Source organism: Frigoribacterium sp. 2-23 (assembly GCF_049601585.1).
Taxonomy (GTDB): domain Bacteria; phylum Actinomycetota; class Actinomycetes; order Actinomycetales; family Microbacteriaceae; genus Frigoribacterium.
The window spans coordinates 1,211,595-1,238,109 of record NZ_CP187126.1 but is presented as its reverse complement, the minus strand read 5'-3'; the positions used below and the strand labels follow the sequence as shown (position 1 = coordinate 1,238,109).

The 26,515-nt window shown below is 69.6% G+C and carries 28 protein-coding genes; 3 read left to right on the top strand and 25 right to left on the bottom strand.

Features of this window, described 5'->3' with window-relative positions:
• Positions 1-74: 74 nt before the first annotated feature.
• The 15 genes from argF to infC form a co-directional block, all read right to left on the bottom strand.
• The gene (gene argF, locus ACPEEZ_RS05910; protein WP_423923749.1) at positions 75-995 is read right to left on the bottom strand and encodes an ornithine carbamoyltransferase; all 921 of its coding nucleotides are present in this window, start codon (positions 993-995) and stop codon (positions 75-77) included.
• On the bottom strand, positions 992-2,188 hold the full coding sequence (locus ACPEEZ_RS05905) for an acetylornithine transaminase (protein WP_423923747.1): 1,197 nt from the start codon (positions 2,186-2,188) through the stop codon (positions 992-994). The genes argF and ACPEEZ_RS05905 overlap by 4 nt, the downstream gene beginning before the upstream one ends.
• A 2-nt stretch (positions 2,189-2,190) precedes the next feature.
• Entirely contained in the window at positions 2,191-3,174 is a 984-nt protein-coding gene (gene argB / locus ACPEEZ_RS05900; RefSeq protein ID WP_423924188.1) for an acetylglutamate kinase, read from the bottom strand.
• 23 nt (positions 3,175-3,197) lie between these two features.
• Positions 3,198-4,355, bottom strand: a complete 1,158-nt coding sequence (argJ, locus tag ACPEEZ_RS05895) for a bifunctional glutamate N-acetyltransferase/amino-acid acetyltransferase ArgJ (RefSeq protein WP_423923745.1) — start codon at positions 4,353-4,355, stop codon at positions 3,198-3,200.
• Complete coding sequence (argC, locus tag ACPEEZ_RS05890; protein WP_423923743.1) at positions 4,352-5,401, bottom strand: N-acetyl-gamma-glutamyl-phosphate reductase; 1,050 nt, start codon at positions 5,399-5,401, stop codon at positions 4,352-4,354. Before argC ends, argJ begins: the two co-directional genes overlap by 4 nt.
• 61 nt (positions 5,402-5,462) lie before the next feature.
• Positions 5,463-7,988: a phenylalanine--tRNA ligase subunit beta gene (pheT, locus tag ACPEEZ_RS05885; RefSeq protein WP_423923741.1), complete on the bottom strand. Its 2,526-nt coding sequence runs from the start codon at positions 7,986-7,988 to the stop codon at positions 5,463-5,465.
• Positions 7,988-9,028, bottom strand: coding sequence for a phenylalanine--tRNA ligase subunit alpha (gene pheS, locus ACPEEZ_RS05880; protein ID WP_423923739.1), 1,041 nt, complete (start codon positions 9,026-9,028; stop codon positions 7,988-7,990). Before pheS ends, pheT begins: the two co-directional genes overlap by 1 nt.
• A gap of 43 nt (positions 9,029-9,071) precedes the next feature.
• A complete protein-coding gene (locus tag ACPEEZ_RS05875; protein ID WP_423923737.1) occupies positions 9,072-9,998 on the bottom strand; it encodes an amino acid ABC transporter permease in 927 nt (308 codons plus the stop codon).
• Positions 9,995-10,672 (bottom strand): amino acid ABC transporter permease, encoded by a 678-nt coding sequence (locus tag ACPEEZ_RS05870; RefSeq protein ID WP_423923735.1) that lies wholly within the window; start codon positions 10,670-10,672, stop codon positions 9,995-9,997. The genes ACPEEZ_RS05875 and ACPEEZ_RS05870 overlap by 4 nt, the downstream gene beginning before the upstream one ends.
• Positions 10,673-10,789: 117 nt before the next feature.
• Positions 10,790-11,653 (bottom strand): glutamate ABC transporter substrate-binding protein, encoded by an 864-nt coding sequence (locus ACPEEZ_RS05865; RefSeq protein WP_423923733.1) that lies wholly within the window; start codon positions 11,651-11,653, stop codon positions 10,790-10,792.
• Between the two features lie 103 nt (positions 11,654-11,756).
• Positions 11,757-12,494, bottom strand: coding sequence for an amino acid ABC transporter ATP-binding protein (locus tag ACPEEZ_RS05860; RefSeq protein WP_423923731.1), 738 nt, complete (start codon positions 12,492-12,494; stop codon positions 11,757-11,759).
• 84 nt (positions 12,495-12,578) lie between these two features.
• Positions 12,579-13,409, bottom strand: a complete 831-nt coding sequence (locus ACPEEZ_RS05855; RefSeq protein ID WP_423923729.1) for a TrmH family RNA methyltransferase — start codon at positions 13,407-13,409, stop codon at positions 12,579-12,581.
• Between the two features lie 74 nt (positions 13,410-13,483).
• A complete protein-coding gene (gene rplT / locus ACPEEZ_RS05850; protein WP_423923727.1) occupies positions 13,484-13,873 on the bottom strand; it encodes a 50S ribosomal protein L20 in 390 nt (129 codons plus the stop codon).
• 29 nt (positions 13,874-13,902) lie between these two features.
• Entirely contained in the window at positions 13,903-14,097 is a 195-nt protein-coding gene (gene rpmI, locus ACPEEZ_RS05845) for a 50S ribosomal protein L35 (protein ID WP_043596704.1), read from the bottom strand.
• 21 nt (positions 14,098-14,118) lie between these two features.
• The gene (infC, locus tag ACPEEZ_RS05840) at positions 14,119-14,727 is read right to left on the bottom strand and encodes a translation initiation factor IF-3 (RefSeq protein ID WP_423924187.1); all 609 of its coding nucleotides are present in this window, start codon (positions 14,725-14,727) and stop codon (positions 14,119-14,121) included.
• Between the two features lie 253 nt (positions 14,728-14,980).
• Between infC and ACPEEZ_RS05835 the strand changes: the two genes are divergently transcribed.
• Positions 14,981-15,331: a DUF1844 domain-containing protein gene (locus tag ACPEEZ_RS05835; protein ID WP_423923724.1), complete on the top strand. Its 351-nt coding sequence runs from the start codon at positions 14,981-14,983 to the stop codon at positions 15,329-15,331.
• A 51-nt stretch (positions 15,332-15,382) separates the two neighbouring features.
• Here ACPEEZ_RS05835 and ACPEEZ_RS05830 read toward each other — a convergent pair whose 3' ends face one another.
• The 6 genes from ACPEEZ_RS05830 to ACPEEZ_RS05805 all read right to left on the bottom strand — a co-directional run bounded on the left by ACPEEZ_RS05830 (position 15,383) and on the right by ACPEEZ_RS05805 (position 19,826).
• Positions 15,383-16,210 (bottom strand): SseB family protein, encoded by an 828-nt coding sequence (locus ACPEEZ_RS05830; protein WP_423923722.1) that lies wholly within the window; start codon positions 16,208-16,210, stop codon positions 15,383-15,385.
• 1 nt (position 16,211) lies between these two features.
• A complete protein-coding gene (gene priA, locus ACPEEZ_RS05825) occupies positions 16,212-16,958 on the bottom strand; it encodes a bifunctional 1-(5-phosphoribosyl)-5-((5-phosphoribosylamino)methylideneamino)imidazole-4-carboxamide isomerase/phosphoribosylanthranilate isomerase PriA (RefSeq protein ID WP_423923720.1) in 747 nt (248 codons plus the stop codon).
• Positions 16,959-17,055: 97 nt separating this feature from the next.
• On the bottom strand, positions 17,056-17,688 hold the full coding sequence (gene hisH, locus ACPEEZ_RS05820) for an imidazole glycerol phosphate synthase subunit HisH (RefSeq protein WP_423923718.1): 633 nt from the start codon (positions 17,686-17,688) through the stop codon (positions 17,056-17,058).
• Positions 17,689-17,690: 2 nt separating this feature from the next.
• On the bottom strand, positions 17,691-18,305 hold the full coding sequence (gene hisB, locus ACPEEZ_RS05815) for an imidazoleglycerol-phosphate dehydratase HisB (RefSeq protein ID WP_423923716.1): 615 nt from the start codon (positions 18,303-18,305) through the stop codon (positions 17,691-17,693).
• Positions 18,302-19,387, bottom strand: coding sequence for a histidinol-phosphate transaminase (locus tag ACPEEZ_RS05810; protein WP_423923714.1), 1,086 nt, complete (start codon positions 19,385-19,387; stop codon positions 18,302-18,304). Before ACPEEZ_RS05810 ends, hisB begins: the two co-directional genes overlap by 4 nt.
• Before the next feature lie 91 nt (positions 19,388-19,478).
• Positions 19,479-19,826, bottom strand: a complete 348-nt coding sequence (locus tag ACPEEZ_RS05805; protein ID WP_423923712.1) for a hypothetical protein — start codon at positions 19,824-19,826, stop codon at positions 19,479-19,481.
• Between the two features lie 316 nt (positions 19,827-20,142).
• Here ACPEEZ_RS05805 and lexA point away from each other — a divergent pair, with 316 nt between their 5' ends.
• Positions 20,143-20,832, top strand: a complete 690-nt coding sequence (gene lexA, locus ACPEEZ_RS05800; protein WP_423923710.1) for a transcriptional repressor LexA — start codon at positions 20,143-20,145, stop codon at positions 20,830-20,832.
• 85 nt (positions 20,833-20,917) lie between these two features.
• Here lexA and hflX read toward each other — a convergent pair whose 3' ends face one another.
• Positions 20,918-22,459 carry a GTPase HflX gene (gene hflX, locus ACPEEZ_RS05795; protein ID WP_423923708.1) on the bottom strand — a complete coding sequence of 514 codons (1,542 nt, stop codon included), beginning with the start codon at positions 22,457-22,459 and terminating at the stop codon, positions 20,918-20,920.
• Between the two features lie 43 nt (positions 22,460-22,502).
• Here hflX and ACPEEZ_RS05790 point away from each other — a divergent pair, with 43 nt between their 5' ends.
• On the top strand, positions 22,503-23,111 hold the full coding sequence (locus ACPEEZ_RS05790) for a class I SAM-dependent methyltransferase (protein ID WP_423923706.1): 609 nt from the start codon (positions 22,503-22,505) through the stop codon (positions 23,109-23,111).
• Positions 23,112-23,132: 21 nt separating this feature from the next.
• Here ACPEEZ_RS05790 and dapF read toward each other — a convergent pair whose 3' ends face one another.
• Genes dapF through miaB form a run of 3 tightly spaced genes read right to left on the bottom strand, consistent with a single transcriptional unit; the run spans position 23,133 to position 26,508 of the window.
• A complete protein-coding gene (gene dapF, locus ACPEEZ_RS05785) occupies positions 23,133-24,011 on the bottom strand; it encodes a diaminopimelate epimerase (protein WP_423923704.1) in 879 nt (292 codons plus the stop codon).
• Entirely contained in the window at positions 24,008-24,922 is a 915-nt protein-coding gene (miaA, locus tag ACPEEZ_RS05780) for a tRNA (adenosine(37)-N6)-dimethylallyltransferase MiaA (RefSeq protein WP_423923702.1), read from the bottom strand. The genes dapF and miaA overlap by 4 nt, the downstream gene beginning before the upstream one ends.
• Before the next feature lie 2 nt (positions 24,923-24,924).
• Positions 24,925-26,508 (bottom strand): tRNA (N6-isopentenyl adenosine(37)-C2)-methylthiotransferase MiaB, encoded by a 1,584-nt coding sequence (gene miaB, locus ACPEEZ_RS05775; protein WP_423923701.1) that lies wholly within the window; start codon positions 26,506-26,508, stop codon positions 24,925-24,927.
• Positions 26,509-26,515: the final 7 nt, after the last annotated feature.

Here is a 26,515-nt window from a genome sequence, read left to right as displayed (position 1 = left end):
TTCGATTCGTGATGCGTGCTGATGTCAGGGGTGGGCGGGTGCCCGGTGCGGGCGGCATGCCCGGGGAGTGCAGCTCAGTGCTCGAGCAGCCAGGTGAGCAGGGCTTTCTGGGCGTGCAGGCGGTTCTCCGCCTCGTCCCAGATGACGCTGCTCGGGCCGTCGATGACGTCCGCGTCGACCTCGTAGCCGCGGTCGGCGGGCAGGCAGTGCATGAAGATGGCCTCGGGCGCCGCGGTGTCCAGGAGCGCCTGGTCGACCTTGAACGAGCCGAAGACCGAGACGCGGTGTGCCTTCTCGTCCTCCTTGCCCATCGAGACCCACGTGTCGGTGACGACGACGTCCACGCCTGCCACCGCCTCCTGGGCGCTCGTCGTGACCTGGACCGAGCCCCCGGAGGTCGCCGCGATCTTCTCGGCGTCGGCGACCACGTCGGCCTCGGGCAGGAACCCCTCGGGGCTGCCCACCCGTACGTGCATGCCGGCGGTGGCGCAGGCGAGCAGGTACGACTGCCCCATGTTGCTGCGACCGTCGCCGACGAAAGCGACGGAGAGCCCCGCGAGGGTGCCCTTCTTCTCGCGGATCGTCTGCAGGTCGGCGAGCAGCTGGCAGGGGTGGAAGTCGTCGCTCAGCGCGTTGACGACGGGAACGGTCGTCCGGGCCGCCATCTCTTCGAGGCCGCTCTGCGCGTAGGTGCGCCACACGATGGCGGAGACCATCCGTTCGAGGACGCGAGCCGTGTCGGACGGTGTCTCCTTGCCGCCGAGCTGGCTGTTGGCCGTCGCGATGATGAGCGGGCTGCCGCCGAGATCGGCGATGCCGACCGCGAACGAGACCCGCGTGCGCGTCGACGACTTGTCGAAGATGACGGCGACCGTCTGCGGCCCCTCGAGGGGGCGGCGCGACCAGCGGTCGCGCTTCAGCTCGTCGGCGAGATCGAGGATCTCGAGCTGCTCGGCGGTCGTCAGGTCGTCGTCGCGGAGGAAGTGCCGGGTCATGCGAGGCCTTTCAGAACGGAGGAGAAGATGGTCGCGAACTCGCCGATCTCGGCGTCGCCGACGATGAGTGGCGGGGCGATGCGGATGCTGGAGTCGTTCGGCGCGTTCACGATGAGGCCGGCCTCGAGCGCCGCCGCCGAGATCTCGGCGGCGATCGGCTTCGTGAGCCCGATGCCGATCAACAGACCACGCCCGCGGACCTCGGCGACCAGAGGCGATGCCATGTCCTCGATGAGGGCGCGGATCTGGTCGCCTCGGACGACCGCGTTCACGACGAGGTTCGACGCCTCGATCTCGCCCAGCACCGCGTTGGCCGCGGCCGTCGCGAGCGGGTTGCCGCCGAACGTGCTCCCGTGCTGGCCCGCCTCGAACAGGTCGGACGTGTCGCCGAACGTCACGAGTGCGCCGATGGGCACGCCGCCCGCGATGCCCTTGGCCACCGTGATGGCGTCGGGCACGATGTCGAACTGCTGGAAGGCGAACCACGAGCCGGTCCGGCCGATGCCGGTCTGGATCTCGTCGAGGATGAGCAGCGCACCGTGCTGCGTGCTGAGTTCGCGGGCCCGCTCGAGGTACCCCGCCGGGAGGTCCACGACGCCGGCCTCGCCCTTGATCGGCTCGACCACGAACGCGGCCACCGTGTCGTCGAACGCGGCCTCGAGAGCCTCGATGGTGCTGTCGATGTGCTCGACACCGGGGACCATGGGCTCGAACGGTTCGCGCAACGCCGGCTTGCCCGTGAGCGCCAGGGAGCCCATCGTGCGTCCGTGGAACGAGTTCTGCAGTGCGAGGATGCGCGTGCGGCGACCGTCGCCCTTGTTCAGTCGAGCGAGCTTGAACGCGGCCTCGTTGGCCTCGGCTCCGCTGTTGCCGAAGTAGACACGGCCACGGTCGCCGGCACCGGAGATGCGCTTGAGCCGCTCGGCCAGCTCGACCTGCGGCACGGTCGCGAAGTAGTTCGACACGTGGATCAGCGAGGCGGCCTGGGCCGAGATCGCGTCCACGAGCACCGGGTGGGCGTGCCCGAGGGCGTTGACCGCGATGCCGGCCAGGAAGTCGAGGTAGCGCTTGCCGTCGACGTCCCAGACCTGGCAACCCTCGCCGCGTTCGAGCATGACCTTGGGTGTGGACAGCGAGCGCATCAGTGAATCGCCGAATCGGCGCTGCCAGGTACCGCCTTGGGTCTCGATCATGGTCACGACTGTCCTTTCTGGTCTGCGCCCTCGCGGGCGGTGGTGCCGAACTGGGTGACGACGGGTGCGCCGTAGGAGGCGGCCCGTTCGTCGGGGACGACCTCGGTGCCCGACCCGCGCTGGGTGAAGACCTCGAGGAGGATGGAGTGCGGGATACGACCGTCGATGATGGTCGCGCCGCCGACGCCGCCGACCACGGAGTCGAGGCAGGCCTGCATCTTGGGGATCATGCCCGATTCGAGCGACGGCAGCATCTCGGTCAGCGCCGACACCGTGATCGCCTCGACGAGCGAGTCGCGGTTCGGCCAATCGCTGTAGAGACCGGCGACATCGGTCAGGACGACGAGCTTCGACGCCTGCAGCGCGATCGCCAGGGCCCCGGCGGCGGCGTCCGCGTTGATGTTGAGCGGGGTCTCGTGATCGGCCTCGTTGCGGGCGATCGAGGACACGACGGGGATGCGCCCGGCCTCGATCTCGGCCAGCACGCTGGACGGGTCGACCTTCGTGACGTCGCCGACGTGCCCGAGGTCGAAGAGTTCGCCGTCGATCTCGACCCCGCGCCTCCGGCCCTCGAACAGGGTCGTGTCGTCGCCCGACACGCCCCGGGCCAGATCGCCGTGCTCGTTGATCAGGTCGACGATCTCGCCGTTGACGTCGCCGGCGAGGACGTCCCGCACGACGGAGATCGCCTCGGTCGACGTGTAGCGGTAGCCCCCGCGGAACTCGCTGGCGATGCCGGCCGCCGTGAGCGCCGCCGAGATCTGCGGCCCGCCGCCGTGCACGACGACGGGGTGCAGGCCGGCATATCGCAGATAGACCATGTCCTCGGCGAAGGCACGCTTCAGCGCGTCGTCGACCATGGCGTTGCCGCCGAACTTGACCACGACGACCTTGCCCGAGAACCGCTTGAGCCAGGGCAGCGACTCGATCAGGGTCGCGGCCTTGACGGCCGCCATCTCGTGCTCGTCGGCCAGGCCGTGCGGCATCGGGGACTTCGACTCGTCACCCATCAGCTGGCGTACGCGCTGTTCTCGTGCACGTAGTCGTGCGTGAGGTCGTTCGTCAGGATGGTCGCCTCGACCGCGCCGACCTTGAGGTCGACCAGGACGTGCACGTCGCGCGCGGTCAGATCGACGTCCGTGCTGGGACGGTCGGGGGCGCCGGCATGGCAGACCCGGACGCCGTTCATCGATACGTCGACGTCGTAGGGGTCGAAGTCGGCGCCGGTCGTGCCGATCGCGGCCAGCACCCGGCCCCAGTTCGGATCGTTGCCGAAGACCGCCGCCTTGAAGAGGTTGTTGCGTGCGATGGACCGGCCGACCTCGACCGCGTCGTCGTCACTCGCCGCACCGACGATCTCGATGCGGATGTCGTGCGACGCGCCCTCGGCGTCGGCCTGCAGCTGCCGGGCGAGATCGGCGCAGAGGGTGGTCACGGCCGCCGCGAACTCGTCCTGCGGGGGCACGACACCGGATTCGGCGCTGGCCAACAGCACGACCGTGTCGTTCGTCGACATGCAGCCGTCCGAGTCGAGCCGGTCGAACGTGACTCTCGTCGCGTGGCGGAGCGCGGTGTCGAGGGCCCCGGCGTCGACGTCGGCGTCGGTGGTGAGCACGACGAGCATCGTGGCGAGCCCTGGTGCCAGCATGCCGGCACCCTTCGCCATCCCGCCGACCACCCAGCCGTCACCCTCGACCACGGACTGCTTGGGCCGGGTGTCGGTGGTCATGATCGCGAGGGCCGCGTCTTCTCCCCCGTCGGCGCGGAGGCGCCCCGCGGCGTCGCGCGCCCCGGAGAGGACCTTGTCGCGGAACTGCTGGTCGCCGACACCGATGAGGCCGGTCGAACAGACGACGACATCGCCCGCCGAGACACCGAGCGCCTCGCCGACCGCCTCGGCCGTGGCATGGGTCGTCTGGAAGCCGAAGGCTCCCGTGAAGCAGTTCGCGCCTCCTGAATTGAGGACGACCGCCTCGGCCACGCCGTCGGCCATGACCTGCTGCGACCACAGGATGGGGTTGGCCTTCGCCCGATTGCTCGTGAAGACGGCCGCGGCCGCCTTGCTACGACCGCGGTTGACGACGAGCGCCACATCGGGCTTGCCCGTGCTCTTGAGGTGCGCGACCACGCCGGCCGCCTCGAATCCCCGTGCCGCGGTCACACTCACGGTGCCACTCCGTTCACCGTGAGACCGGCGGTCTCGGACAGACCCAGCGCGATGTTCGCCGACTGGATGGCGGCACCGGCGGTGCCCTTGACGAGGTTGTCGATCGCGGAGACGACGACGACCCGGTCGGCCCGCTCGTCGACCGCCAGGCCGATCAGGGCCGTGTTCGCGCCGATCGTGTCGGCCGTCCGCGGGAACTCGCCCTCGGGGAGCAGGTGCACGAACGACTCGTTCGCATAGGCGCGCTCCCAGGCGCCCCGGACATCGGCCGCCGAGACACCGGGGGCGAGGGTCGCGGTGGACGTCGCCAGGATGCCGCGCGCCATCGGGACGAGTACGGGGGTGAACGAGATCGAGACCTCCGCGGCACCCGCGAGGCGCAGGTTCTGCTGGATCTCGGGGACGTGCCGATGCGAGCCGCCCACCCCGTACGCCGAGGCGGAACCCAGGAGCTCGCTCGCGAGGAGGTGCGGCTTCAGCGCGCGACCGGCACCGGACGGGCCGACCGCGAGGACGGACACGAGGTCGGTCGCCTCGATGACGCCGGCCTGGACGCCGGGCGCGAGGGCGAGCGAGATCGCGGTCACGTTGCAGCCGGGGACGGCGATGCGACGCGCGCCCACGAGCTCGGCACGCTGCCGTTCGACCCGATCGGCGTGCATCAGCTCGGGCAGACCGTACGCCCACGCGCCGTAGAACTCGCCGCCGTAGAACTCGGCCCAGGCGGACTCGTCGGTGAGCCGGTGATCGGCACCGCAGTCGACGACGAGCGAGTCGTCGCCCAGCTCGGCCGTGATCGCCCCCGACTTGCCGTGCGGCAGGGCGAGGAAGACGACGTCGTGACCGCGGAGGTTCTCGGCCGTCGTCTCGACGAGCGTCAGGTGCGCGAGCGATCGGAGGTGCGGTTGCAGGGAGACGAGGGGCTGACCGGCGTTCTGGAACGCGGTGACGGTCTGCACCTCGAAGTCGGGATGCTCGGCGAGCAAGCGCAGGAGCTCACCACCGGCGTAACCACTCGCGCCGGCCACGGCAACGGAGAAAGGCATGGGTACCACCCTAATGTTCGATTCGTCCTGGGAGCGGGGCGGCGGCGCCGGGCGACGGTGTTCAGTCGCGGAGCGCCGCCCCGAATCGCTCGGCGGCGAGTCGAACCGACCCCTGCTTGGCCTCGGTGGCCTCGACCTGCGTCAGGGTGCGGTCGGTGGCTCGGAATCGGAGCGCGAACGTCAGCGACTTCGAGTCGTCGGGCAGACCGTCGCCCCGGTAGTCGTCGACGAGACGGACGTTCTCGAGCAACGAGCCGACCCCCTCGCGCACGACCGAGAGGACCTCGCCCGCGGGGACGTCGACGCCGACGACGAGCGAGACGTCCTGGGTCGCGGCAGGATACGACGAGATCGGCGACGGTTCGGGCTCGACGCGGGCGAGCTGCATCAGACGGTCGAGGTCGAGCTCGGCGACCGCGACGACGCGCGGCAGGTCGAGTTCGGCCGCCAGCGACGGCAGCAGCTCGCCGGCGACGCCGACGACCTCGCCCGCCACGACGATCTCGGCCGTGCGACCGGGGTGGAGCGACGGGTGCGTCGTCTGGCGGAAGGTGACGTCGGCGGCGACCGCGTGCGCGGCGACGCGGACGGCGTCGAGCGCGTCGGCGAGAGACGCGGCGACGGCCGACTGACCGGGCTGCCGGTCGACCACTGATCCGGTCGTCACGACACCGAGGTGGCGCGGCTGGGCCGGCAGGCTGGCCTGCAGCGACGCGAGCAGCTCGTCGTCGGGGCGGCTCGCGCCGACCGGGACGGTCGCGGTGCCGTACGTGGCACCGGCCTCGGGCAGGAAGACGGTGCCGGTCTCGTAGACGGCGAGGTCGACGAGTCCGCGCGCCAGGTTGCGGCGAGCGACGTCGAGCAGGCCCGGCAGCACCGACCGGCGGAGCTCGGGCGAGGCCGAGTCGAGCGGGTTCGCCAGTCGGACGGCGGGAGCTGCGGCGCCCCCGACCGAGCCGAAGGCCACGTTCTGCGCGGCGGAGACGAACGGGTAGGCGAAGACCTCGTCGAGGCCGGCCGCGGCGAGCGACGCCGAGACCTGACGACGGAGCTGCTGCTCCCGGCTGAGACCGCGACCGGGAGGCGCGACCGGCAACACGGACGGGATGCGGTCGTACCCGGTGATGCGGGCGATCTCCTCCACGAGACCGGCCGTGTCGACCAGGTCGCTGCGCCACGACGGCGGCACGACGGACCAGCCACCGTCGGCGACCGTGACGTCGGCGCCGATCGCGAGCAGCGCCTCCACCACCTCGTCGTCGGTGTAGTCGACACCCATGAGGGAGGCGGCACGCCCATCGGGCAGGAAGAGCGTGGCCGCGGGCTCGCTGACGTCGTAGACGCTGCCGAGCTCGTCGACGACACCGCCGGCCAGCTCGACGAGCAGGTCGACGACCCGTTGGGCGGCGACGGCGGACACGCGCGGGTCGACGCCGCGCTCGAAGCGCTTGGAGGCCTCGCTCGGCACCTTGTGGCGACGAGCCGTGCGGGCGACGGAGACGGGGTCGAAGGTCGCGGCCTCGATCAGGACGTCGGTCGTGGCGTCGCCCATCTCGGTCGTCGCGCCGCCCATCACCCCGGCGAGCCCGATGGCGCCCGACTCGTCCGCGATGACCAGGTCTTCGAGGTCGAGATCGCGTGTCTGGCCGTCGAGGGTCGTCAGGCGCTCGCCCGCGGCCGCCCGGCGGACGGTCAGGCCACCGCTCACGGCGCCCAGGTCGTACCCGTGGATCGGCTGGCCCAGCTCGAACATGACGTAGTTCGTGATGTCGACGGGCAGCGAGATGGACCGTACGCCGGCGAGGCGGAGTCGCGACGCGAGCCACGGAGGCGTGGGCCGGGTCGCGTCGATGCCGCGCACCACCCGGGTCACGAACGTGGTGACCGCGCGGCGGCCGCGGATGGGAGCGAGGTCGTCGATCGCGACGTCGAAGCCGGACCCGACCCCGGGGGTCGTCGACAGGGCGGGGTCGCGGAACGCTGCCCCCGTGGCGTGCGAGTACTCGCGGGCGACACCGCGGAGGCTGAACGCGTAACCGCGATCGGGTGTGACGTTGATCTCGACCGCGGCATCGTCGAGACCGAGCAGGGCGATGGCGTCGGTGCCGACCTCGGGGTCGAGCCCGAGGGACGAGAGCAGCAGGATGCCGTCGTGCTCGTCGCCGAGGCCCAGCTCGCGGGTCGATGCGATCATGCCGTCGGACACGTGACCGTAGGTCTTGCGCGCGGCGATCGGGAACGGGCCGGGCAGCACGGCGCCGGGCAGCGACACGACGACCTTGTCGCCCACGACGAAGTTGTGCGCACCGCAGACGATGCCCCGGACGTCGTCGGGGTGGGTCTCGACCGACGGGTCGACGGCGGTCGGGCCGACGGCGACCTGGCACCAGTTGATCGTCTTGCCGTTCTTCTGCGGCTCGGGCTGCAGCTCGAGCACCTGGCCGACGACGAGCGGGCCGGTCACGTCACCGACGTGCACGTCCTCTTCTTCGAAGCCGACCGACACGAGCGCGGCGTGGACGTGCTCGAGCGAGACGTCCTCGGGCAGGTCGACGTACTCGCCGAGCCAACTCAGCGGAACCCGCATCAGACCACCATCCCGAACTGCTCGCTGAACCGTACGTCGCCCTCGACCATGTCGCGCATGTCGTTCAGGTCGTACCGGAACTGCAACGTGCGCTCGATGCCCATGCCGAAGGCGAAGCCCTGATAGACCTCGGGGTCGATACCGGCCGCGCGGAGCACGTTCGGGTTGACCATGCCGCAGCCGCCCCACTCGACCCACCGCGCGCCGCCCTTGGCGTGCGGCTGCCAGACGTCCATCTCGGCGCTCGGCTCGGTGAAGGGGAAGTAGTTGGGGCGCAGGCGGATCTGCGCCTCGGCGCCGAACATCGACCGCGCGAGGTGCTCGAGTGTTCCGCGGAGGTTCGCCATCGTGAGGCCCTTGTCGATGGCGATGCCCTCGATCTGGGTGAAGACGGGCGTGTGCGTCGCGTCGAGCTCGTCGGTGCGGAAGACCCGGCCGGTCGCGACGTTGTAGACGGGCAGCTCTTTGGAGAGCAGGGTGCGGATCTGCACGGGCGACGTGTGGGTGCGCAGCACGAGGTGCTCGTCGACGGGGTCGACGAAGAACGTGTCTTGCATGGCGCGCGCCGGGTGGTCGGCGTCGAAGTTCAGCGCATCGAAGTTGAACCACTCGTGCTCGAGCTCGGGGCCCTCCGAGACCTCCCAGCCCATGCCGATGAACAGGTCGGCCATCTTCTCCTGCAGCAGGCTGAGCGGGTGCCGCGCGCCGGGACGACGACGGGTGGGCAGCGCCGTCACGTCGACGCGCTCGCCCTCGAGACGCGCCGCCTCCTCCAGCTCGACGAGCTCGGCGTCGCGCGTGGCGACGGCGCCGTTGACGCGACCGCGGGCCTGGCCGACGAGCTTGCCGGCGGCGGCCTTCTGGTCGTTCGGCAGATCGCGGAGGCCCGCGTTCATCCGAGCCAGGATCGAGGCCTCACCGGAGTGCTGCGCACGAGCGGTCTTCAGCTCGGCGACGGTGGCGGCCGTGGCGATCGCCGCGAGGGCGGCATCGACGGCCGACGCGACGGCGTCTGCGGTGATGGGGACGGTGTCTGACACGAGAACCAAGCTTACCGATGACCGGGAGCGCGTTTCACGCCCGTCAGAACCCGCCGGATCTGTCCTCGCCCGTGCGGAGCGGCGATCGCGCCCCGGCGTCGACGAGCGCACCGGGCTCGGCGGTAGGCGTCTTCTGCTTGAGCACGACACCGCGACGACCTGTCCGACGGTCGACGATGCGGACGATCCACGACACGAGGAGGTTCGTCGCGAGGTAGACGGCGAGCACGACGGCGAACAGCGTGAAGGTGTAGCTGCTGCCGTAGTACGTGCCGAGACGGTTCAGGCCGCGGCGCGTCAACTCGACGTACCCCACGATGTAGCCGAGCGAGGTGTCCTTCAGCAGCACGACGAGCTGCGCCAGGATGATCGGCAGCATCTGCCGGAACGCCTGCGGGAACTCGATGGCGAACCGGGTGCGGACCGGCGAGAGGCCGATGGCGAGCCCTGCCTCGCGTTGCCCCTTGGGCAGGGAGGCGATGCCGGCGCGCAGGGCCTCGCCGATCAGCGCCCCGTTGTACACGGCCAGGGCGGCCACGACGGCCCAGAAGGCACCGGTCGCGAAGACGAGCAGGATGAACAGCATCATCAGGAGCACGGGCATACCGCGGAAGAACTCGAGCACGATCGTCGTCGGTACTCGGATCCAGGCCGATCTCGCCGTGCGCGCGAACGAGAACAGGATTCCGATGATCACGGCCAGCACGGCTGCGACGGCCGCGGCACGGATGGTGTTCAGCCAGCCCTGCCCGATCGCTCGCCAGAGGGCGAGATCGCCGAGGATGTCCCAGCGGGACGGGTCGAGGACACCGGGCGTCTCGTTGCCGTTCGCGCTGATACGCGGCCGCCCGAGCAGGAAGACCAGGTAGGCGATCAGGGCCAGGACCAGCACGACCCCGACCACCGAGATGATGCGCGACGTGCGACGGGCCTTGGGGCCGGGAGCGTCATAGAGGACGGTGGTGCTCATCGGAGGACTGCGACCTTCTTCTCGACGACGGCCGACAGACGACCGAGGGTGACGGTGATGAGGAGGTACGCGGCGGCGACGGCGAGCAGCGTCGTCACGACGGCGTCGCCCCGGTCGTTCGCGATGTAGCGTCCGGCCGCGAACAAGTCGCCCACGAAGAAGGCGCCCGCGACGGACGTGTTCTTCGTCAGAGCGATGAAGACGTTGATGAGCGGCGGGATCACCATGCGGATCGCCTGCGGCAGCACGACGAAGCCGAGTGTCTGGCCGAAGCCCAGGCCGATGCTGCGAGCCGCCTCGGCCTGCCCGATCGGCACACCGTTGATGCCCGATCGGACCGCCTCGGCCACGAACGGCGACGTGTAGACCGCGAGCCCGATCAGCGCGAGCGGGAAGTACGACCCGAAGTCGACGCCCAGATAAGGCAGCACGAACGCGCAGAAGAACAGGACGAGGGTGAGCGGGATGTTCCGGATCACCTCGGTGTAGACCGTGGCGAACGCACGGAACGACGCCACCGGAGAGATGCGCATCGCCGCCACGACGAAACCGATCACGAGCGCGCCGACACCGGAGATCGCGAGCAACTGCAGGGTCGTGACGAAGCCGTCCCAGAAGCGCGGCCAGTTGTCGGTCACGGCGTCGAAGCCGGGTAGGAGGTCGAACGGGTTCATCGAGGCCTGCTCACTCGGGTGAGGCCGGCGGGCCGGCGCTCACGAAAGGGGGTGGAGGGGGACGGAGCCGAGGAGGCGCGGGCACGGGCACCGCGCCTCCTCGGGTCGGTCAGTGGTTCAGTAGCGGTCGATCGTCGGAGGCGTCGGGGTGTCGAGGATCTTGCCCGCCGTCTTCTCCCACAGCTTGTCCCAGGTGCCGTCGTCCTCGGCGTCCTGCAGGACGTCGTTGATGAAGGTGCGGAACTCGGTGTCGTCGAGCGCCAGGCCGATGCCGTAGGGCTCCTCGGTGAAGGGCTTGCCGACGACCTCGAACTCGCCCTCGTTCTGGTCGGCGAGACCGGCGAGGATGACGTTGTCGGTCGTGACCGCGGCGACGGTGCCGTTGCGGAGGGGCTCGAGGCAGTTCGAGTACGTGTCGGTCGCGATGATGTCGCTCGTGTACTGCAGGACGTTCTTCTCGCTCGTCGAGCCGCTGACCGTGCAGACGGACTTGCCGGCGAGGTCGTCGACGCTCTGGATGCCGTCGGGGTTGCCGTCGAGCACGAGGAGGTCTTGACCGGCCTGGTAATAGGGGCCGGCGAACGAGACGACCTGCTTGCGCGCGTCGTTGATCGTGTACGTCGCGACGACGAGGTCGACCTGGCCGTTCTGGATGAACGGCTCGCGGTTCGCGGAGACCGTCTCGACCCACTTGATCTTGTCGGGCTGGATGCCCAGCTTCGCGGCGACCAGCTTGCCGATCTCGGCGTCGAAGCCCTCGGGGACGTTGTCGGGGTTCGCCAGGCCGAAGAGCGGCTGGTCGAACTTGGTGCCGATGGTGATCTCGCCTGCGTCGGCGAGCTTCTTCATCGTCGTGCCCTCGTCGAAGGCGGCGGGCGTCTCGACGTCGACGGCCGGGGCCGACGAGTCGGTGCAGGCCGTGAGTCCGAGCACCATGACGGCGGCTGCGGCAGCGGCTACGAATCCCTTGTTCAGTCGCATGCGTGTTCTCCTTGCTGTGTGACCCGCGCGCCGAACGACGAACGGGGGCGGTGACCCGGGGCCGGCCCGACACGGCGACGCCGGCCGGATCGACCCGCGTGGCTTAGTGCGTGAGGATCTTGGACAGGAAGTCGCGGGCCCGCTCGGACGTCGGGTTGGTGAAGAAGGCCTCGGGGGTCGCCTCTTCGACGATCTGGCCGTCGGCCATGAACACGACGCGGTCGGCCGCCTTGCGGGCGAAACCCATCTCGTGGGTGACGACGATCATCGTCATGCCGTCCTTGGCGAGCTGGACCATGACGTCGAGCACCTCGGTGATCATCTCGGGGTCGAGCGCGCTCGTGGGCTCGTCGAGGAGCATGACCTTCGGGTCCATCGCCAGGGCGCGGGCGATGGCGACGCGCTGCTGCTGACCACCCGACAGCTGGGACGGCATCTTCTGCGCCTGGTTGGCGACACCGACCCGGTCGAGCAACTCCATCGCACGCTTCTCGGCCTCGGCCTTGGAGCGCTTGCGGACCTTGATCTGGCCGAGCGTGACGTTCTCGAGGACCGTCTTGTGGGCGAACAGGTTGAAGCTCTGGAACACCATGCCCACGTCGGCGCGCAGCGTGGCGAGGGCCGAGCCCTCTTCGGGGAGACGCGTGCCGTCGATGGAGATGACACCGTCGTCGATGGTCTCGAGACGGTTGATCGCCCGGCACAGCGTCGACTTGCCCGACCCGCTCGGGCCGATGACGACGACGACCTCGCCCCGATTGACCGTCGTCGAGACGTCTTTCAGAACGTGCAGTTCACCGAAGTGCTTGTTGACATGGTCGACGACGACGAGGGGTTGCATGCCCTTACACAAACAGAAGGGGCGGTCGAGTACAAACTCACAGTGGATTCTTAACGAAACCGAAACGTCTTGTACGGAACCCGACTAAGCGCGGTGGGCGAACGCGCTCTCGTAGAGGCAGACGGAGGCGGCGGTCGCCAGATTCATGGACTCGGCATGCCCGTAGATGGGCACGACCACGGCGGCATCGGCCCGCGCGAGGTTCTCGTCCGTGAGCCCGCGGGCCTCGTTGCCGAAGAGCCAGGCGGTCGCGGCGTCGAGCAGCCCGCCCTGACGGGCCGCGAGCAGGTCGTCGCCCTTGACGTCGGCCGCGAGCACCTGCACACCCGCCTCGCGGCACCGGGCGATGATCGCCGGCAGCTCGATGCCGACGGCGACCGGAACATGGAAGAGAGAGCCGGTCGTGGCCCGGACCACCTTGGGGTTGTAGAGGTCGACACTGCGGCCGGTCATGATCACGGCATCGGCACCAGCGGCATCGGCGGCACGGATGATCGTGCCGGCGTTGCCCGGATCGCGGACTTCTTCGAGGATGGCGATGAGCTTCGGCCCCTCGCCGTCGGCTGCAGCGAAGATCTCTTTGACGGAGGTCGGGAACTGCCGACAGACGGCGACGAGCCCCTGCGGCGTGACCGTGTCGGCCATCGTCGAGAGCACGGCCTCGGTGACGAACTCCACGTCGATGCCGGCCTCGTCGGCGAGCTGCTCGATCGTGTCGTAGCGCTCGATCGCGGTGGGCGTCGCGAACAGCTCGAGGACGAGCTCGGGCCGGTAGGTCAGCGCCTCGGAGACGGCCTGCGGGCCCTCCAAGAGAAAGAGCCCGGTCTCGGACCGGGCGTCTCGTTTGGCCAGCTTGGCCACCGCACGCACTCGGGGTGAACGCGGGTTGTCGAGGAGGTCGTCGTTACGAGGCACTCCCCCACTATGCACCAAGGGTGCGGCACGCTTGAGCGTGCCGCACCCTGAGTGGTGATGCGTGAGCCGTGTGATTACGCGGCGGTCGCCTTCGGCGCCGACGTGTCGGCGGGCAGCGCGGCCTTGGCGGTCGCGACGATCGACGCGAACGTGGCGGGCTCGTTGACGGCCAGGTCGGCGAGGATGCGACGGTCGACCTCGATGCCGGCCAGGGCGAGACCCTGGATGAGGCGGTTGTAGGTCAGGCCGTTCGCACGCGACGCGGCGTTGATGCGCTGGATCCACAGGCGACGGAACTCGCCCTTCTTGGCGCGACGGTCGCGGTACGAGTAGACGAGCGAGTGGGTGACCTGCTCCTTGGCCTTGCGGTACAGGCGCGAACGCTGACCGCGGTAACCCTCGGCGCGCTCGAGAACGACGCGACGCTTCTTGGCGGCGTTGACCGCCCTCTTGACTCTTGCCATGTTCTTATTCCTCTACGTTGTCCGGCGGCTCAGTGGCCGAGAAGCTTCTTGGCGACCTTGGCGTCGGCGGGGGCGAGCACCTGGTCCTGGTTCAGGCGAGCCTTGCGCTTGGCGCTCTTCACCTCGAGGTTGTGGCGCATGCCGGCCTGCTGCTTCATGATCTTGCCGGAACCGGTGACCTTGAAGCGCTTCTTGGCGCCGGAGTGGGTCTTCTGCTTGGGCATGTACTTACTTTCTTTGAGCGGTCACTCGGCCGGTGCGTCGGCCGCGACCTCGTCGGACGTCGGGTGCTTGGGCGCCTTGTTGGCGGCCTTGCGAGCTTCTGCCTCGGCCTTGGCCTCGGACTTGTTCTTGTGAGGGCCGATCACCATGACCATGTTGCGGCCGTCGATCGTGGGGTTCGACTCGACGCTGCCGAACTCGGCGACGTCCTCGGCGAACCGCTGGAGGAGACGGACACCCTGATCGGGACGCGACTGCTCGCGCCCGCGGAACAGGATCATGGCCTTGACCTTGTCGCCACCCTGGAGGAAGCCCTCGGCGCGCTTGCGCTTCGTCTCGTAGTCGTGCTTGTCGATCTTCAGACGGAAGCGAACCTCCTTGAGGATCGTGTTCGCCTGGTTACGACGGGCCTCTTTCGCCTTCTGGGCGGCCTCGTACTTGAACTTGCCGTAGTCCATGATCTTCGCCACGGGCGGCTTCGAGTTGGGCGCCACCTCGACCAGGTCGAGTTCGGCCTCTGCGGCGAGACGCAGTGCCATGGCGATGGGGACGACACCGACCTGCTCACCGCCAGGACCGACGAGGCGGACCTCGGGGACGCGGATTCGGTCGTTCGTACGGGGATCGCTGATGCGGAGCTCCTCTGTGAATGCTTCGTCATCCGTCGCACCGGGTGGCACGGCGGAGAAAGAGGAGGTTCGCGCAGCACGCATCATGACGACACCTGTTGCACTGCACCCTAGCTGCCGAGTCAGCAGAGCTGGATCGGCGGGGTACCAACAACCCGGTAACCTATGTAACGGTCAAGCGCGGGTGGGAGAATCTCCACTTTCGCACCGGGGCAGACGCCTCGGGGCCTGGACGAGTTTAGCAGAGGATCAGCTTGTGAGCGACAGCATTTCCACCCCGGCCTCCGACGAGGCGATCCGCGACATCGCGGACGTCAATGCGGTCGAGGTGATCAACACGGTCGCCGTCCATCTGATGAGCGCAGCGGCCGTCAAGGTCGGCCTCGCCGACTCCCCCGAGACCCAGACCGACCTCGACGAGGCGCGCAAGCTGATCACGTCGCTCGCCGGCCTCGTCACGGCCAGCGCCCCCGAGATCGGCGACCAGCACGCCCGCGCCCTGCGCGACGGACTCCGGTCGCTGCAGCTGGCGTTCCGTGAGGCGTCGTCGATCCCGGACGCCGTGGGCCAGGGCCCCGGCGAGAAGTACACCGGCCCGGTCAACTAGGGCTCGTCAGGCGCTGCCCGGTCAGGCGCTGCCCGGTCAGGCGCTGCCCGGTCAGGCGCTGACGACGCGGACCGTCAGGCTGTCGACCCGATCGGTGATGATCGGGTCGGCCGCCCAAGCCTGCTGCAGTCGCGCCAGTAACGCAGCGAGCGCGTCGCGATCGAGGCCAGGGCGCACCCCGAGCTGCACGACGAGCTCGGGCGGACCGAGGCGAGCCGCCTGGTAGCCGGGTGCAAGGACCAGGCCGGCCAGCGCCTCCTCGTGTCCGGAACGATCGAGGAACGCGCGCAGCACCTCGTCGTCGCGGTGACTCGGCTGCCACGGGACGTCCTGGGCCACGGCCCAGACGGCCGGGCGGCGGAGACCGAATTCGGTCGACGACCCGGGGTCGATGACGATCCGATCCGTCGACTCGGACGCGGCCGCCAGAGCCACCCGTCGCGCCTCGACGGGGACGGGACGGGCCTTCGGGTCCCAGGCGGACAACGTCGCCACCGATGTGAACGCCGGGAGCACGTCCCGCCCGTCGGGGCCCGCGACGGTGACGATCGACAGCTCTTGCGTCTTGTCGACGCGCACGCCGTGCTCGTTGTACCCCTCGTCGCCGGCCACCGCGATCAGTGGCACCAGGAGGCGCGCGGGGCGGAGCGCGTCGACGACGTCGCGTTCGTCACGCTCGCCCCGGTGGAAGGCCTCGAGCGTGTCGAGGAGGCGCGGGTCGGCCGAGCCGTCATCGCCCGCGTACGCCGTGTCGTGGTGGTCGAAGGTGCGACCCGCCCATGGCAGACCGGCACTGTCGGCACCGCCCGCACCCGACGGGCCGTGCGCGTGCCCGGAGGGGCCGTGCTCGTGCCCCGACGGCGAGTGAGCGTCGGCCATGTCAGTCGGAGGCGACGTCGAGAGCCGCTGCCAGGGTGAAGTTGCCGGCGTAGAGGGCCTTGCCGACGATGGCGCCCTCGAGACCTTGGGGTACGAGAGCGCGCAGGGCCGCGATGTCGTCGAGGCTCGAGATGCCGCCCGAGGCGATCACCGGTCGGTGCGTGCGCTCCATGACCTGCTGCAGCAGGTCGACGTTGGGGCCGCGGAGCGTGCCGTCCTTCGTGACGTCGGTGACGACGTAGCGGCAGCAGCCGGCGTCCTCGAGCCGGGCGAGCACCGTCCAGAGATCACCGCCGTCCTCCGTCCAGCCTCGTGCCGCGAGGGTCGTGCCGCGCACGTCGAGCCCCACGGCCACGGCCTCGCCGTACTCGGCGATGACGTGCGCTGCCCACTCGGGGTTCTCGAGGGCGGCCGTGCCCAGGTTGATCCGCTTGGCACCCGTGGCCAGGGCGTCCTCGAGCGACCGGTCGTCGCGGATGCCGCCGGACAGCTCGACGTTGACGCCCTTGACCTGCTTGATGACCCGCTTGATCACGGCGCGGTTGTTGCCGCGACCGAAGGCGGCGTCCAGATCGACGAGGTGCACCCATTCGGCACCCTGCGTCGCCCAGTCGTCGGCCGCCTCGACCGGGTCGCCGTAATTCGTCTCGCTGCCGGCCTCGCCCTGGGTCAGTCGGACCGCCTGGCCGCCGGCCACGTCGACGGCCGGGAACAGGGTCAGGGCGGGGGTCGTGGTGAACTCGCTCATGTCGTCTCTCTCGCGGCGGCGCCGCGCGGGTCGGGAGGCGTCGCCCATGCGACACCGAGACCCCTCCGCCGGAGCACCGGCTCGGAGGGGCGTTGGATCAGAGGGTATCGAGCCAGTTGGAGAGCAACCGGATGCCCGGCCGACCCGACTTCTCGGGGTGGAACTGCGTCGCCCAGAGCGGACCGTTCTCGACGGCGGCGACGAACCGGCCCCCGTGGTCGGCCCAGGTCACGCGCGGCTCGGCGAACGGCCGGATCACGTCGAGCGACCAGGTCTGCGCCGCATACGAGTGCACGAAGTAGAACCGCTCGTCGGCGACGCCGTCGAAGAGCACGCTGTCGGCGGCCGCCTCGACCGTGTTCCAGCCCATGTGCGGCAGCACGTCGGCCTTGAGGAGCTCGACCGTGCCGGGCCACTCCCCCAGGCCGCCCGTCGTCGCACCACGCTCGTCGCCGCCCTCGAAGAAGACCTGCATGCCGACGCAGATGCCCATGACGGGACGACCACCGGCGAGTCGCCGATCGATCATCTCGCCGCCGCGTACCGACTCGAGCTGACTCATGACGGCCGAGAAGGCACCGACACCGGGCACGAAGAGCCCGTCGGCCGCCGCGACCCGGTCGCGGTCGCGCGTGAGCTCGACATCGGCTCCGGCGAGCTCGAGCGCCTTGACGGCCGAGTGCACGTTGCCGGAGCCGTAGTCGAGGACGACGACGTCGGGTCGCGTCACGGTCACAGGGCGCCCTTGGTCGACGGGATACCGGTCACGCGTGGGTCGGGCTCGACGGCCTGACGGAGCGCCCGCGCGAACGCCTTGAACTCGGCCTCGGCGATGTGGTGCGGGTCGCGGCCGCCGAGGACTCGGATGTGCACGGTGATGCCGGCGTGGAACGTGATCGCCTCGAAGACGTGTCGCACCATCGAGCCGGTGAAGTGCCCACCGATGAGGTGGAACTCGAAGCCCTCGGGTTCGCCGGTGTGCACGAGGTAGGGGCGGCCGGACACGTCGACGACGGCCTGCACGAGCGCCTCGTCGAGGGGCACCAGGGCGTCGCCGTAGCGCGAGATGCCGCGCTTGTCGCCCAGCGCCTCCTTCAGGGCCGTGCCGAACGTGATGCCGATGTCTTCGACCGTGTGGTGCACGTCGATGTGGGTGTCGCCACTGGCCTTCACGTCGAGATCGATCAGCGAGTGCTTGGACAGCGCCGTGAGCAGGTGGTCGAAGAACGGGACGGATGACTCGATCGACGACGTGCCCGTCCCGTCCAGGTCGAGCGCGAGCGCGATGGACGACTCGCTCGTCTCACGACTGAGGGAGGCACGGCGGGAGGCGCGGGTATCGGTCACGAAGAGAGCCTAATGTCGCGGAGCGCGTCGAGGAACGCCGTCGTCTCGGCCTCCGTACCGGCGCTGACCCGCAGGTGGTTCGGGATGCCGAGGTTGCGGACGATCACCCCGCGGTCGAGCAGGGCCTCGAAGACGGCGGCCGGGTCGTCGACCCCGCCGAAGAGGACGAAGTTGGACCAGGTGGGCCACGGCTCATAACCCATCTCGGTGAGCTCGTGGACGATGCGGTCGCGCTGGGTCTTGATCTCGTCGACCATCGCGAGCATCTCGTCGGCGTGCGCGAGGGCCGCGACCGCGGCCGCCTGGGTCAGCGACGACAGGTGGTACGGCAGACGGACGAGTCGAAGGGCATCCGCCACGGCGGGGTGCGCGGCGAGATAGCCGACCCGGGCGCCCGCGAACGCGAACGCCTTGCTCATGGTGCGCGACACGACCAGCCGCTCGCGACCCTCGAGCAGGGTCAGCGCGGTGGGACGGTCGCTCGGCATGAACTCGGCGTAGGCCTCGTCGACGAAGACGATGCCGTCCGTCGCCTCGTAGGCGGCCACCACGGTCTCGAGGTCGAGCGGCGTGCCCGTGGGGTTGTTGGGGCCGCAGAAGAAGACGATGTCGGGCTGGGTCCGACGGATCTCGGCCACGGCCGTCTCGGGGCTGATCTCGAAGCCCGCGTCGCGCTGCCCCTCGACCCAGGTCGTACCGCTACCGGCCGCGATGATCGAGTGCATCGAGTACGTGGGTGGGAACCCGAGCACGGACCGCCCGGGGCCGCCGAAGGCCTGCATGAGCTGCTGGATGACCTCGTTGGAGCCGTTCGCCGCCCAGATGTTGTCGGCGGTCAAGCCGTGACCGAGATAGCGCGCCAGCGCCTCGCGGAGCGGCGTGAACTCACGATCGGGGTACCGGTTGACCGTCAGCACGGCCTGGGCGATCGACTCGACGATGTCGCGGGCGACGTCCTCGGGGATCGGATGCGTGTTCTCGTTGACGTTGAGCTGGACCGCGACGTGCTTCTGGGGAGCCCCGTACGGGCTCAGACCCCTGAGGTCGTCTCGGATGGGCAGGTCGTCGAGGCTGAAAGGCACAGAGCCATGTTAAGGGCCGAGCGCATGCGCCTCGCGTTCGTGACGCTGCCGGTCGCTCCGGAGGACGGCCGGAGGGTCGGCTATCGGAGGGTCAGTGGCCGTACTTGGTCGGGATGGCGAGGCTCTCGCCCGCCGCCACCTCGGCACTCGGCAGATTGTTGAGACGCACGATGTCGCTGATGACGTCGCGGGGGTCTTTCGTCGGGGCGATCTCTTGGGCGACCTGCCAGAGGCTCTGACCACCTTCGACGGTCACGTACTGGAAATCGGTCGACCCCGTCGTGTCGGTCGCGACCGCGCCGCCACCGTTGACCATGAATGCGGCGAGGAGGGCGATGAGCGGCAGGGCGACGAGCATCGTCAGGACGAGACGGCCGCGACGGGTGATGCGGAGCCGGATACGCGGGGCGACGGCCTGCGGGGTGTGCGTGGCGCTCATGAGGAGTGTCCTTTCACGACGGGGAGAAGTGATGACGTGCTGTGTGCTGGTGCTGGTGCTGGTGCTGGTGCTGGTGCTGTGACGCTGGATGCCTCGTGCCCGGCACTCGGCCGGGAATGCCGGACACGAAGACATGTTCCGAACATATCTTCGATTGAGGCGGAGATCAAGCCCTCACTCGCACGAAATCATGAGAAATCGACCTCGAAACGCCGACACACTCGAACATGTGTCTCGGTTTCACCGCCCGATCAGATACGGTTTCGATCGGTGGACCGAGTCAAACAGCGACCACCGACATCGAGGCAGGAGACAGATGAGCGACGCGACGTCCACCCGTGAGACGGGTGCAGACCCCGGGGCTCGGAAGAGCCTGACGCCCAAACAGACGTCGATCCTCACCGCGATCACCGACAGCATCGCGAGCCGGGGCTACCCGCCGAGCATGCGCGAGATCGGTGACGCCGTCGGGCTGAAGTCGCTCTCGAGCGTCACCCACCAGCTGAACCAGCTCGAGCTGGCCGGGCGCATCCGTCGCGACCCCAACCGCCCCCGCGCCCTCGAGGTCCTGACGGACCCGAGCCAGCCCCTCGCGACCGTCACGTCCATCCTCACGACCAGTGACGACGGCGACACCGCGCACGTCCCCATGGTCGGGCGCATCGCCGCCGGTATCCCGATCACGGCCGAACAGCAGGTCGAGGACGTCATGCCGCTGCCGCGTCAGCTGGTCGGCAAGGGCGACCTGTTCATGCTGCGCGTCGTCGGGGAGTCGATGATCGACGCGGCCATCTGCGACGGCGACTGGGTGGTCGTCCGTCAGCAGCAGAACGCCGAGAACGGTGACATCGTCGCGGCGATGCTCGACGACGAGGCCACCGTGAAGGTGTTCCGCCAGCGCGACGGTCACACGTGGCTGCTCCCCCGCAACAGCGCGTTCGAGCCCATCCTGGGCGATCAGGCGCAGATCGTCGGCAAGGTCGTGGCGGTCCTGCGCTCGGTCTGACCGGCGAGTCGTGTCACGTCGTCAGACGACGAAGGAGGCGCGGTGAGGGGAAACCCTCACCGCGCCTCCTTCGTGTCGTCGGTGTCTAGGTCGAGACCGGTGACACGACGAATGCCTGGAGCGACGACACGTCGCTCGGGTAGACGCGTGCGCGGACGTGGGTACCCGCCTCGACGTAGTCCGTGCTCAGGACACGGGCGGACTCGTGCAGATGCGAGACGACGTCACCCCGGTCGTAGGGCACGAGCACCTCGATCTCGACCTCCGGCTCGGGGATCTGGTCGGCGATGCGCGCGAGCAGCTCGTCGATGCCCTCGCCCGACCGGGCCGACACGAAGACGGCCGTCGGTTCGAGGCCCTGCAGCACGAGCCGCTGCCCGTCGTCGATGAGGTCGCTCTTGTTGAACACGACGATCTCGGGGATGTCGCGACCGTCGACCTCGCCGATGACGTCGCGCACGGTCGACAACTGCGCGGCCGGGTCGGGGTGCGAGCCGTCGACCACGTGCACGATGACGTCGGACGCCTGGACCTCTTCGAGCGTCGAGCGGAACGCCTCGACGAGCTGGTGCGGCAGGTTGCGCACGAAGCCCACCGTGTCGGTGTACGTGTAGGGCCGGCCGTCGGACGTCGTGCTCTTGCGGACCGTGGCGTCGAGGGTCGCGAACAGGGCGTTCTCGACCAGGACACCGGCGCTCGTGAGCCGGTTCAGCAGACTGGACTTGCCGGCGTTCGTGTAGCCGGCGATGGCGACGGACGGGACCTCGTTGCGGTCGCGGTTCGCCCGCTTCGCGTCACGAGCGGGTTTCATCGCCGTGATCTGCCGGCGCAACCGGGCCATACGGGTGTGGATGCGACGACGGTCGAGCTCGATCTTCGTCTCACCCGGGCCCCTGCTGCCCATACCCGCGCCGGCCCCACCGACCTGGCCACCGGCCTGGCGGGACATCGACTCACCCCAGCCGCGGAGGCGGGGCAGCAGGTACTCGAGCTGCGCGAGCTCGACCTGGGCCTTGCCCTCCCGGCTCTTGGCGTGCTGGCTGAAGATGTCGAGGATGACGGCCGTCCGGTCGATCACCTTGACCTTGACGACGTCCTCGAGGGCACGTCGCTGGCTCGGGGCGAGCTCCGTGTCGGCGATGACCGTGTCGGCACCGAGGGCCGCGACGGTGCCGCGCAGCTCCTCGGCCTTGCCTCGACCGAGATAGGTGCTGGGATCGGGGTTGGGTCGCCGCTGCAGGAGTCCGTCGAGGACGACCGCTCCCGCCGTCTCGGCGAGAGCGGCGAGCTCGCGCATGGAGTTCTCGGCGTCGGACAGCGAGCCCTGCGAGTAGACGCCGATCAGGACGACGTTCTCGAGCCGGAGCTGCCGGTACTCGACCTCGGTGACGTCCTGGAGCTCGGTCGAGAGACCGGCCACACGACGGAGCGCCTGGCGGTCCTCGCGGTCGAACTGGTCGCCGTCGGAGCCGCCGTCGACGAGGGATCGGGTCTGGATCGCCTGCGCGGGCGAGAAGACGGTGTAGGCCGAAGCCCGGGATGCCGCACGGCTCAGGACACGCTCGACGACGTCGTCGGTGCCTTCGTCCCGCCCGGCGTCGGACGGTGTCGTGGGGTGGTCAGTCATTGCAGTGATACTAGCCCTTTCGGTTTTCGGTAGGTTTGCCTGCATGTCGAGCGAGCACTACTTCTCGGAGAACCCGGAGAGCGAGCTTCGTCGTCGGACGATCACGGCTCGACTCGCGGGCCGGGAACTCACCCTGACCACCGCCTCCGGCGTCTTCAGCCCGGAGCGGGTCGACCCGGGGACGGCGGTGCTGCTGGCCGGGACACCGGCCCCGCCGACGACGGGTCACCTGCTGGATGTCGGGTGCGGATGGGGCCCCATCACCGTGAGCCTCGCGTTGTCGTCACCCGACGCGACCGTGTGGGCCGTCGACGTGAATCAGAGAGTGCTCGACCTCGTGCGCGAGAATGCGCACGCTGCCGGCCTCAGCAATGTCAACGCCGTGACCCCGGACGATGTTCCCGACGACATCCGATTCGCGACGATCTGGTCGAACCCGCCGATCCGGGTCGGCAAGAACGAACTGCACGGGCTGCTGCAGCGGTGGCTGCCCCGCCTCGCGGACGACGCGGACGCCTGGCTCGTCGTGCAGAAGAACCTCGGCTCGGACTCCCTGCAGCGCTGGATGAACGACGCGATGGCCGATGTCGTCGACGTGACCCGCGCCTCCACCAACAAGGGTTATCGCATCTTGCGTGCCCGGCGGCTGTAAGAGACCGCGCGGCACACGCGCCTAGAGGGCGAGCTCGCCGCTGAAGACGAGCTCGGCAGGGCCGCTCAGCGAGACGTGCTCGCCGTCTTCGGCCGGGAACATCCGGACGCCGACCGTCCCGCCCGGCACGTCGACGCGCCACTGGTGGGGCGCGCCTGCTCCGGCCCAGTGCCGGGTCGCCAGGGCCGCGGCCACGGCACCCGTGCCGCAGGACAGGGTCTCGCCGCTGCCGCGCTCGTGCACCCGCATGCGGATGTGACCGACGCCGTCGATGACGAGGGGATCGGACGGGACGACGAACTCGACGTTGGCGCCGTGCGCCGGGGACGGATCGAGCACCGGAAGGTAGGAGAGGTCGAGACCATCGAGCTCGTCGTTCGAGGCGAGCGCAACGACGACGTGGGGGTTGCCCACCGAGATGCCGAGCCCGGGACGGGCGGCGTGCAGGTCGCGCGCGCGCACCGTGGTCTCGGTGTCGTCGAGGAACCAGCGGCCGAGATCGACCTGGAACCCGGTCGCGTTGCGCTGGACGTCACGCACGCCGGCCCGCGTGCCGATCGAGAGGGTCTCGCCGCGATCGAGACTCGCGAGCCCGCGCTCGGTGAGATACCGCGCGAAGACCCGGATGCCGTTGCCGCACATCTCGGCGACGCTGCCGTCGGCGTTGTAGTAGTCCATGAACCACTCGGCCTCGGGGTCCTCGGCGAGGGCCGCCTCGCCCGCCGGCAGATGAGCCGAGCGGACGGCACGGATGACACCGTCGCCGCCGACGCCGAAGTGGCGGTCGGCCAGAGCCCGGACGGTGTCGGCGTCGAGGGGGAACTCGCCCTCGGGGTCGGCGAACAACACGAAGTCGTTGCCCGTCCCCTGGCCTTTGGTGAAATGCAGGGTGGTCGTCACCCGGCGAGTCTATCGACGGCCCGCTCGACGGCCGCGGTGTCGCCCGACGACGACCGGTCGACACCCGTGTAGCGCGCGAACCAGCTCACCTGGCGCCGCGCATACCTGCGGGTGAGGGCCGCCGTCGCGTCGATCGCCTCGGCCTCGGTCGACTCCCCCGCGATCTGGGCGATCGCCTGCGCGTAGCCGATGGCCCGGCTCGCGGTGACACCTCGCTCGAGGCCCCGCGGGAGCAGCCCGCGCACCTCGTCGACGAGCCCGTCGGCCCACATGGACGCCACCCGCCGGTCGAGACGTTCGACGAGGACCTCGCGCTGCTCGGTCAGGCCGAACACCGAGGAGGCGCGCCAGGGTGTGTCAGCGCCGGCGGACGACTCCGAGAACGGCCGCCCCGTGATGTCGCCGACCTCGAGCGCACGCACGAGCCGGCGCGCGTTGAACTGCCCGATCGAGGCCGCGGACACCGGGTCGCGCTGCTGGAGGAGTGCGAACAGCGGCCGCGCACCGTCCTGGTCGGCGATGGCCTCGTAGTGCGCACGCACGGCCGGGTCGGTGCCGGGGAACCGGAAGTCGAACAGCACGCTCGAGACGTACAGGCCCGACCCGCCGACCAGGATCGCGACGGCACCTCGAGCCTCGATGTCGAGGATCACCTGTCGGGCCACGCGCTGGTACCACTCGACACTCGCTTCGTCCGTCACCTCCAGCACGTCGAAGAGGTGGTGCGGCACCCCGGCACGCTCGGCGACGGACAGCTTCGCCGTGCCGATGTCCATGCCGCGATAAAGCTGCATGGCGTCGGCGTTGACGATCTCGGCGGCGACGCCCCGCGAGGCGAGACCGGCCGCGACGTCGAGCGAGAAGGCAGATTTGCCGGTGCCGGTCGCACCGACGACGGCCGCGACGACCATCCTCAGCGCTGGCCGTCGGCCACGTCGTAGATCGGCGCGGTCGCCACGCGCAGCGTCGGCAACCCGAGCGAGACGCGAGGGGCTCCCGTCGACGCCGACGGCGTGGCGGGCACGCCGCAGGACGCGGCCTCGGAGCGGTCCCACGCGTCGCCGGCCCGCGTGCGTCGCACGGCATAGACTCCGCCGGGTGCGGCATCGGCCAGCAGATAGAACGGCGCCGCTGCGGTGACGCGCACCGTGACGACGTCGCCCGGGCGGGGCGTCGGCTGCCCGTCGGGCACCTCGAAGTGCACGAGACGCGTGTCCTCGGCGCGACCCGAGAGCCGGTGGCGCTCGATGTCCTTCCGCCCCTCGCCGGTCGCGACGAGCACGTCGACCGTGCGCCCGATCTGTGCCCGGTTCTCCTCTTCGGAGATGCGGTCCTGAAGGGCGACGAGGCGTTCATAGCGCTCTTGCACGATGGCCTTGGGGAGCTGGTCGGGCAGGTCGGCCGCAGGTGTTCCGGGGCGGATGGAGTACTGGAACGTGAAGGCGGACGCGAACCGCGCCTCCTCGACGACGCGGAGCGTCTCGGCGAAGTCCTCCTCCGTCTCGCCGGGGAACCCCACGATGATGTCCGTGCTGATGGCGGCATGCGGGATGCGATCGCGGACCCGGTCGAGGATGCCGAGGAACTTCGTGCTGCGGTAGCTGCGCCGCATCTCCTTGAGGATGCGATCCGAGCCCGACTGGAGAGGCATGTGCAACTGCGGCATCACGGCCGGGGTCTCGGCCATCGCATCGATCACGTCGTCGGTGAAGGCGGCGGGGTGAGGACTCGTGAAGCGGATGCGCTCGAGACCGGGGATGGTGCCGGCGGCGCGGAGCAGCTTGCCGAACGCCAGGCGGTCACCGAACTCGACGCCGTAGGAGTTCACGTTCTGACCGAGAAGGGTGACCTCGATCGCCCCGTCGTCGACGAGCGCCTGGATCTCGGCGAGGATCTCCCCCGGTCGGCGGTCTTTCTCCTTACCCCGGAGCGACGGCACGATGCAGAAGGTGCAGGTGTTGTTGCATCCGACCGAGATGGAGACCCACCCGCTGTAGGTCGAGTCGCGCTTGGTCGGGAGGGTCGACGGGAAGACGTCGAGGGACTCGAGGATCTCGAGCTGGGCCTCGTCGTTGTGGCGTGCTCGTTCGAGCAGCGTAGGGAGCGCACCCATGTTGTGCGTACCGAAGACGACGTCGACCCACGGCGCCTTCTCGAGGATGACGTTCTTGTCCTTCTGAGCCAGGCAACCGCCCACGGCGATCTGCATGCCCGCGTGGCGCTTCTTGATCGAGGCCAGCTGGCCCAGGTTGCCGTAGAGCTTGTTGTCGGCGTTCTCGCGGACGGCACACGTGTTGATCACCACGACATCGGGCTCCCCGCCGCCAGCCGACACGTACCCGGCCGCCTCGAGGGAACCGCTGAGACGCTCGGAGTCGTGGACGTTCATCTGGCAGCCGAATGTCCGCACCTCGTAGGTGCGGCCCTGAGGGACTGGAACGACATCGGTCGACGCCGGTGCGGCGTCACTCTCTCGGGAACTCAGGACGTGCGACATAGTGCCT

Excerpts from the sequence above, each read along its gene's own strand:
- argF (WP_423923749.1), bottom strand. The coding sequence starts at position 995 with ATGACCCGGCACTTCCTCCGCGACGACGACCTGACGACCGCCGAGCAG.
- ACPEEZ_RS05905 (WP_423923747.1), bottom strand. The coding sequence starts at position 2,188 with ATGATCGAGACCCAAGGCGGTACCTGGCAGCGCCGATTCGGCGATTCA.
- argB (WP_423924188.1), bottom strand. The coding sequence starts at position 3,174 with ATGCCGCACGGCCTGGCCGACGAGCACGAGATGGCGGCCGTCAAGGCC.
- argC (WP_423923743.1), bottom strand. The coding sequence starts at position 5,401 with ATGCCTTTCTCCGTTGCCGTGGCCGGCGCGAGTGGTTACGCCGGTGGT.
- pheT (WP_423923741.1), bottom strand. The coding sequence starts at position 7,988 with ATGCGGGTTCCGCTGAGTTGGCTCGGCGAGTACGTCGACCTGCCCGAG.
- ACPEEZ_RS05875 (WP_423923737.1), bottom strand. The coding sequence starts at position 9,998 with ATGAGCACCACCGTCCTCTATGACGCTCCCGGCCCCAAGGCCCGTCGC.
- ACPEEZ_RS05870 (WP_423923735.1), bottom strand. The coding sequence starts at position 10,672 with ATGAACCCGTTCGACCTCCTACCCGGCTTCGACGCCGTGACCGACAAC.
- ACPEEZ_RS05865 (WP_423923733.1), bottom strand. The coding sequence starts at position 11,653 with ATGCGACTGAACAAGGGATTCGTAGCCGCTGCCGCAGCCGCCGTCATG.
- ACPEEZ_RS05860 (WP_423923731.1), bottom strand. The coding sequence starts at position 12,494 with ATGCAACCCCTCGTCGTCGTCGACCATGTCAACAAGCACTTCGGTGAA.
- rplT (WP_423923727.1), bottom strand. The coding sequence starts at position 13,873 with ATGGCAAGAGTCAAGAGGGCGGTCAACGCCGCCAAGAAGCGTCGCGTC.
- rpmI (WP_043596704.1), bottom strand. The coding sequence starts at position 14,097 with ATGCCCAAGCAGAAGACCCACTCCGGCGCCAAGAAGCGCTTCAAGGTC.
- ACPEEZ_RS05830 (WP_423923722.1), bottom strand. The coding sequence starts at position 16,210 with ATGGCCGACGCTCACTCGCCGTCGGGGCACGAGCACGGCCCCTCCGGG.
- priA (WP_423923720.1), bottom strand. The coding sequence starts at position 16,958 with ATGAGCGAGTTCACCACGACCCCCGCCCTGACCCTGTTCCCGGCCGTC.
- ACPEEZ_RS05805 (WP_423923712.1), bottom strand. The coding sequence starts at position 19,826 with ATGAGCGCCACGCACACCCCGCAGGCCGTCGCCCCGCGTATCCGGCTC.
- lexA (WP_423923710.1), top strand. The coding sequence starts at position 20,143 with ATGAGCGACGCGACGTCCACCCGTGAGACGGGTGCAGACCCCGGGGCT.
- hflX (WP_423923708.1), bottom strand. The coding sequence starts at position 22,459 with ATGACTGACCACCCCACGACACCGTCCGACGCCGGGCGGGACGAAGGC.
- ACPEEZ_RS05790 (WP_423923706.1), top strand. The coding sequence starts at position 22,503 with ATGTCGAGCGAGCACTACTTCTCGGAGAACCCGGAGAGCGAGCTTCGT.
- miaA (WP_423923702.1), bottom strand. The coding sequence starts at position 24,922 with ATGGTCGTCGCGGCCGTCGTCGGTGCGACCGGCACCGGCAAATCTGCC.
- miaB (WP_423923701.1), bottom strand. The coding sequence starts at position 26,508 with ATGTCGCACGTCCTGAGTTCCCGAGAGAGTGACGCCGCACCGGCGTCG.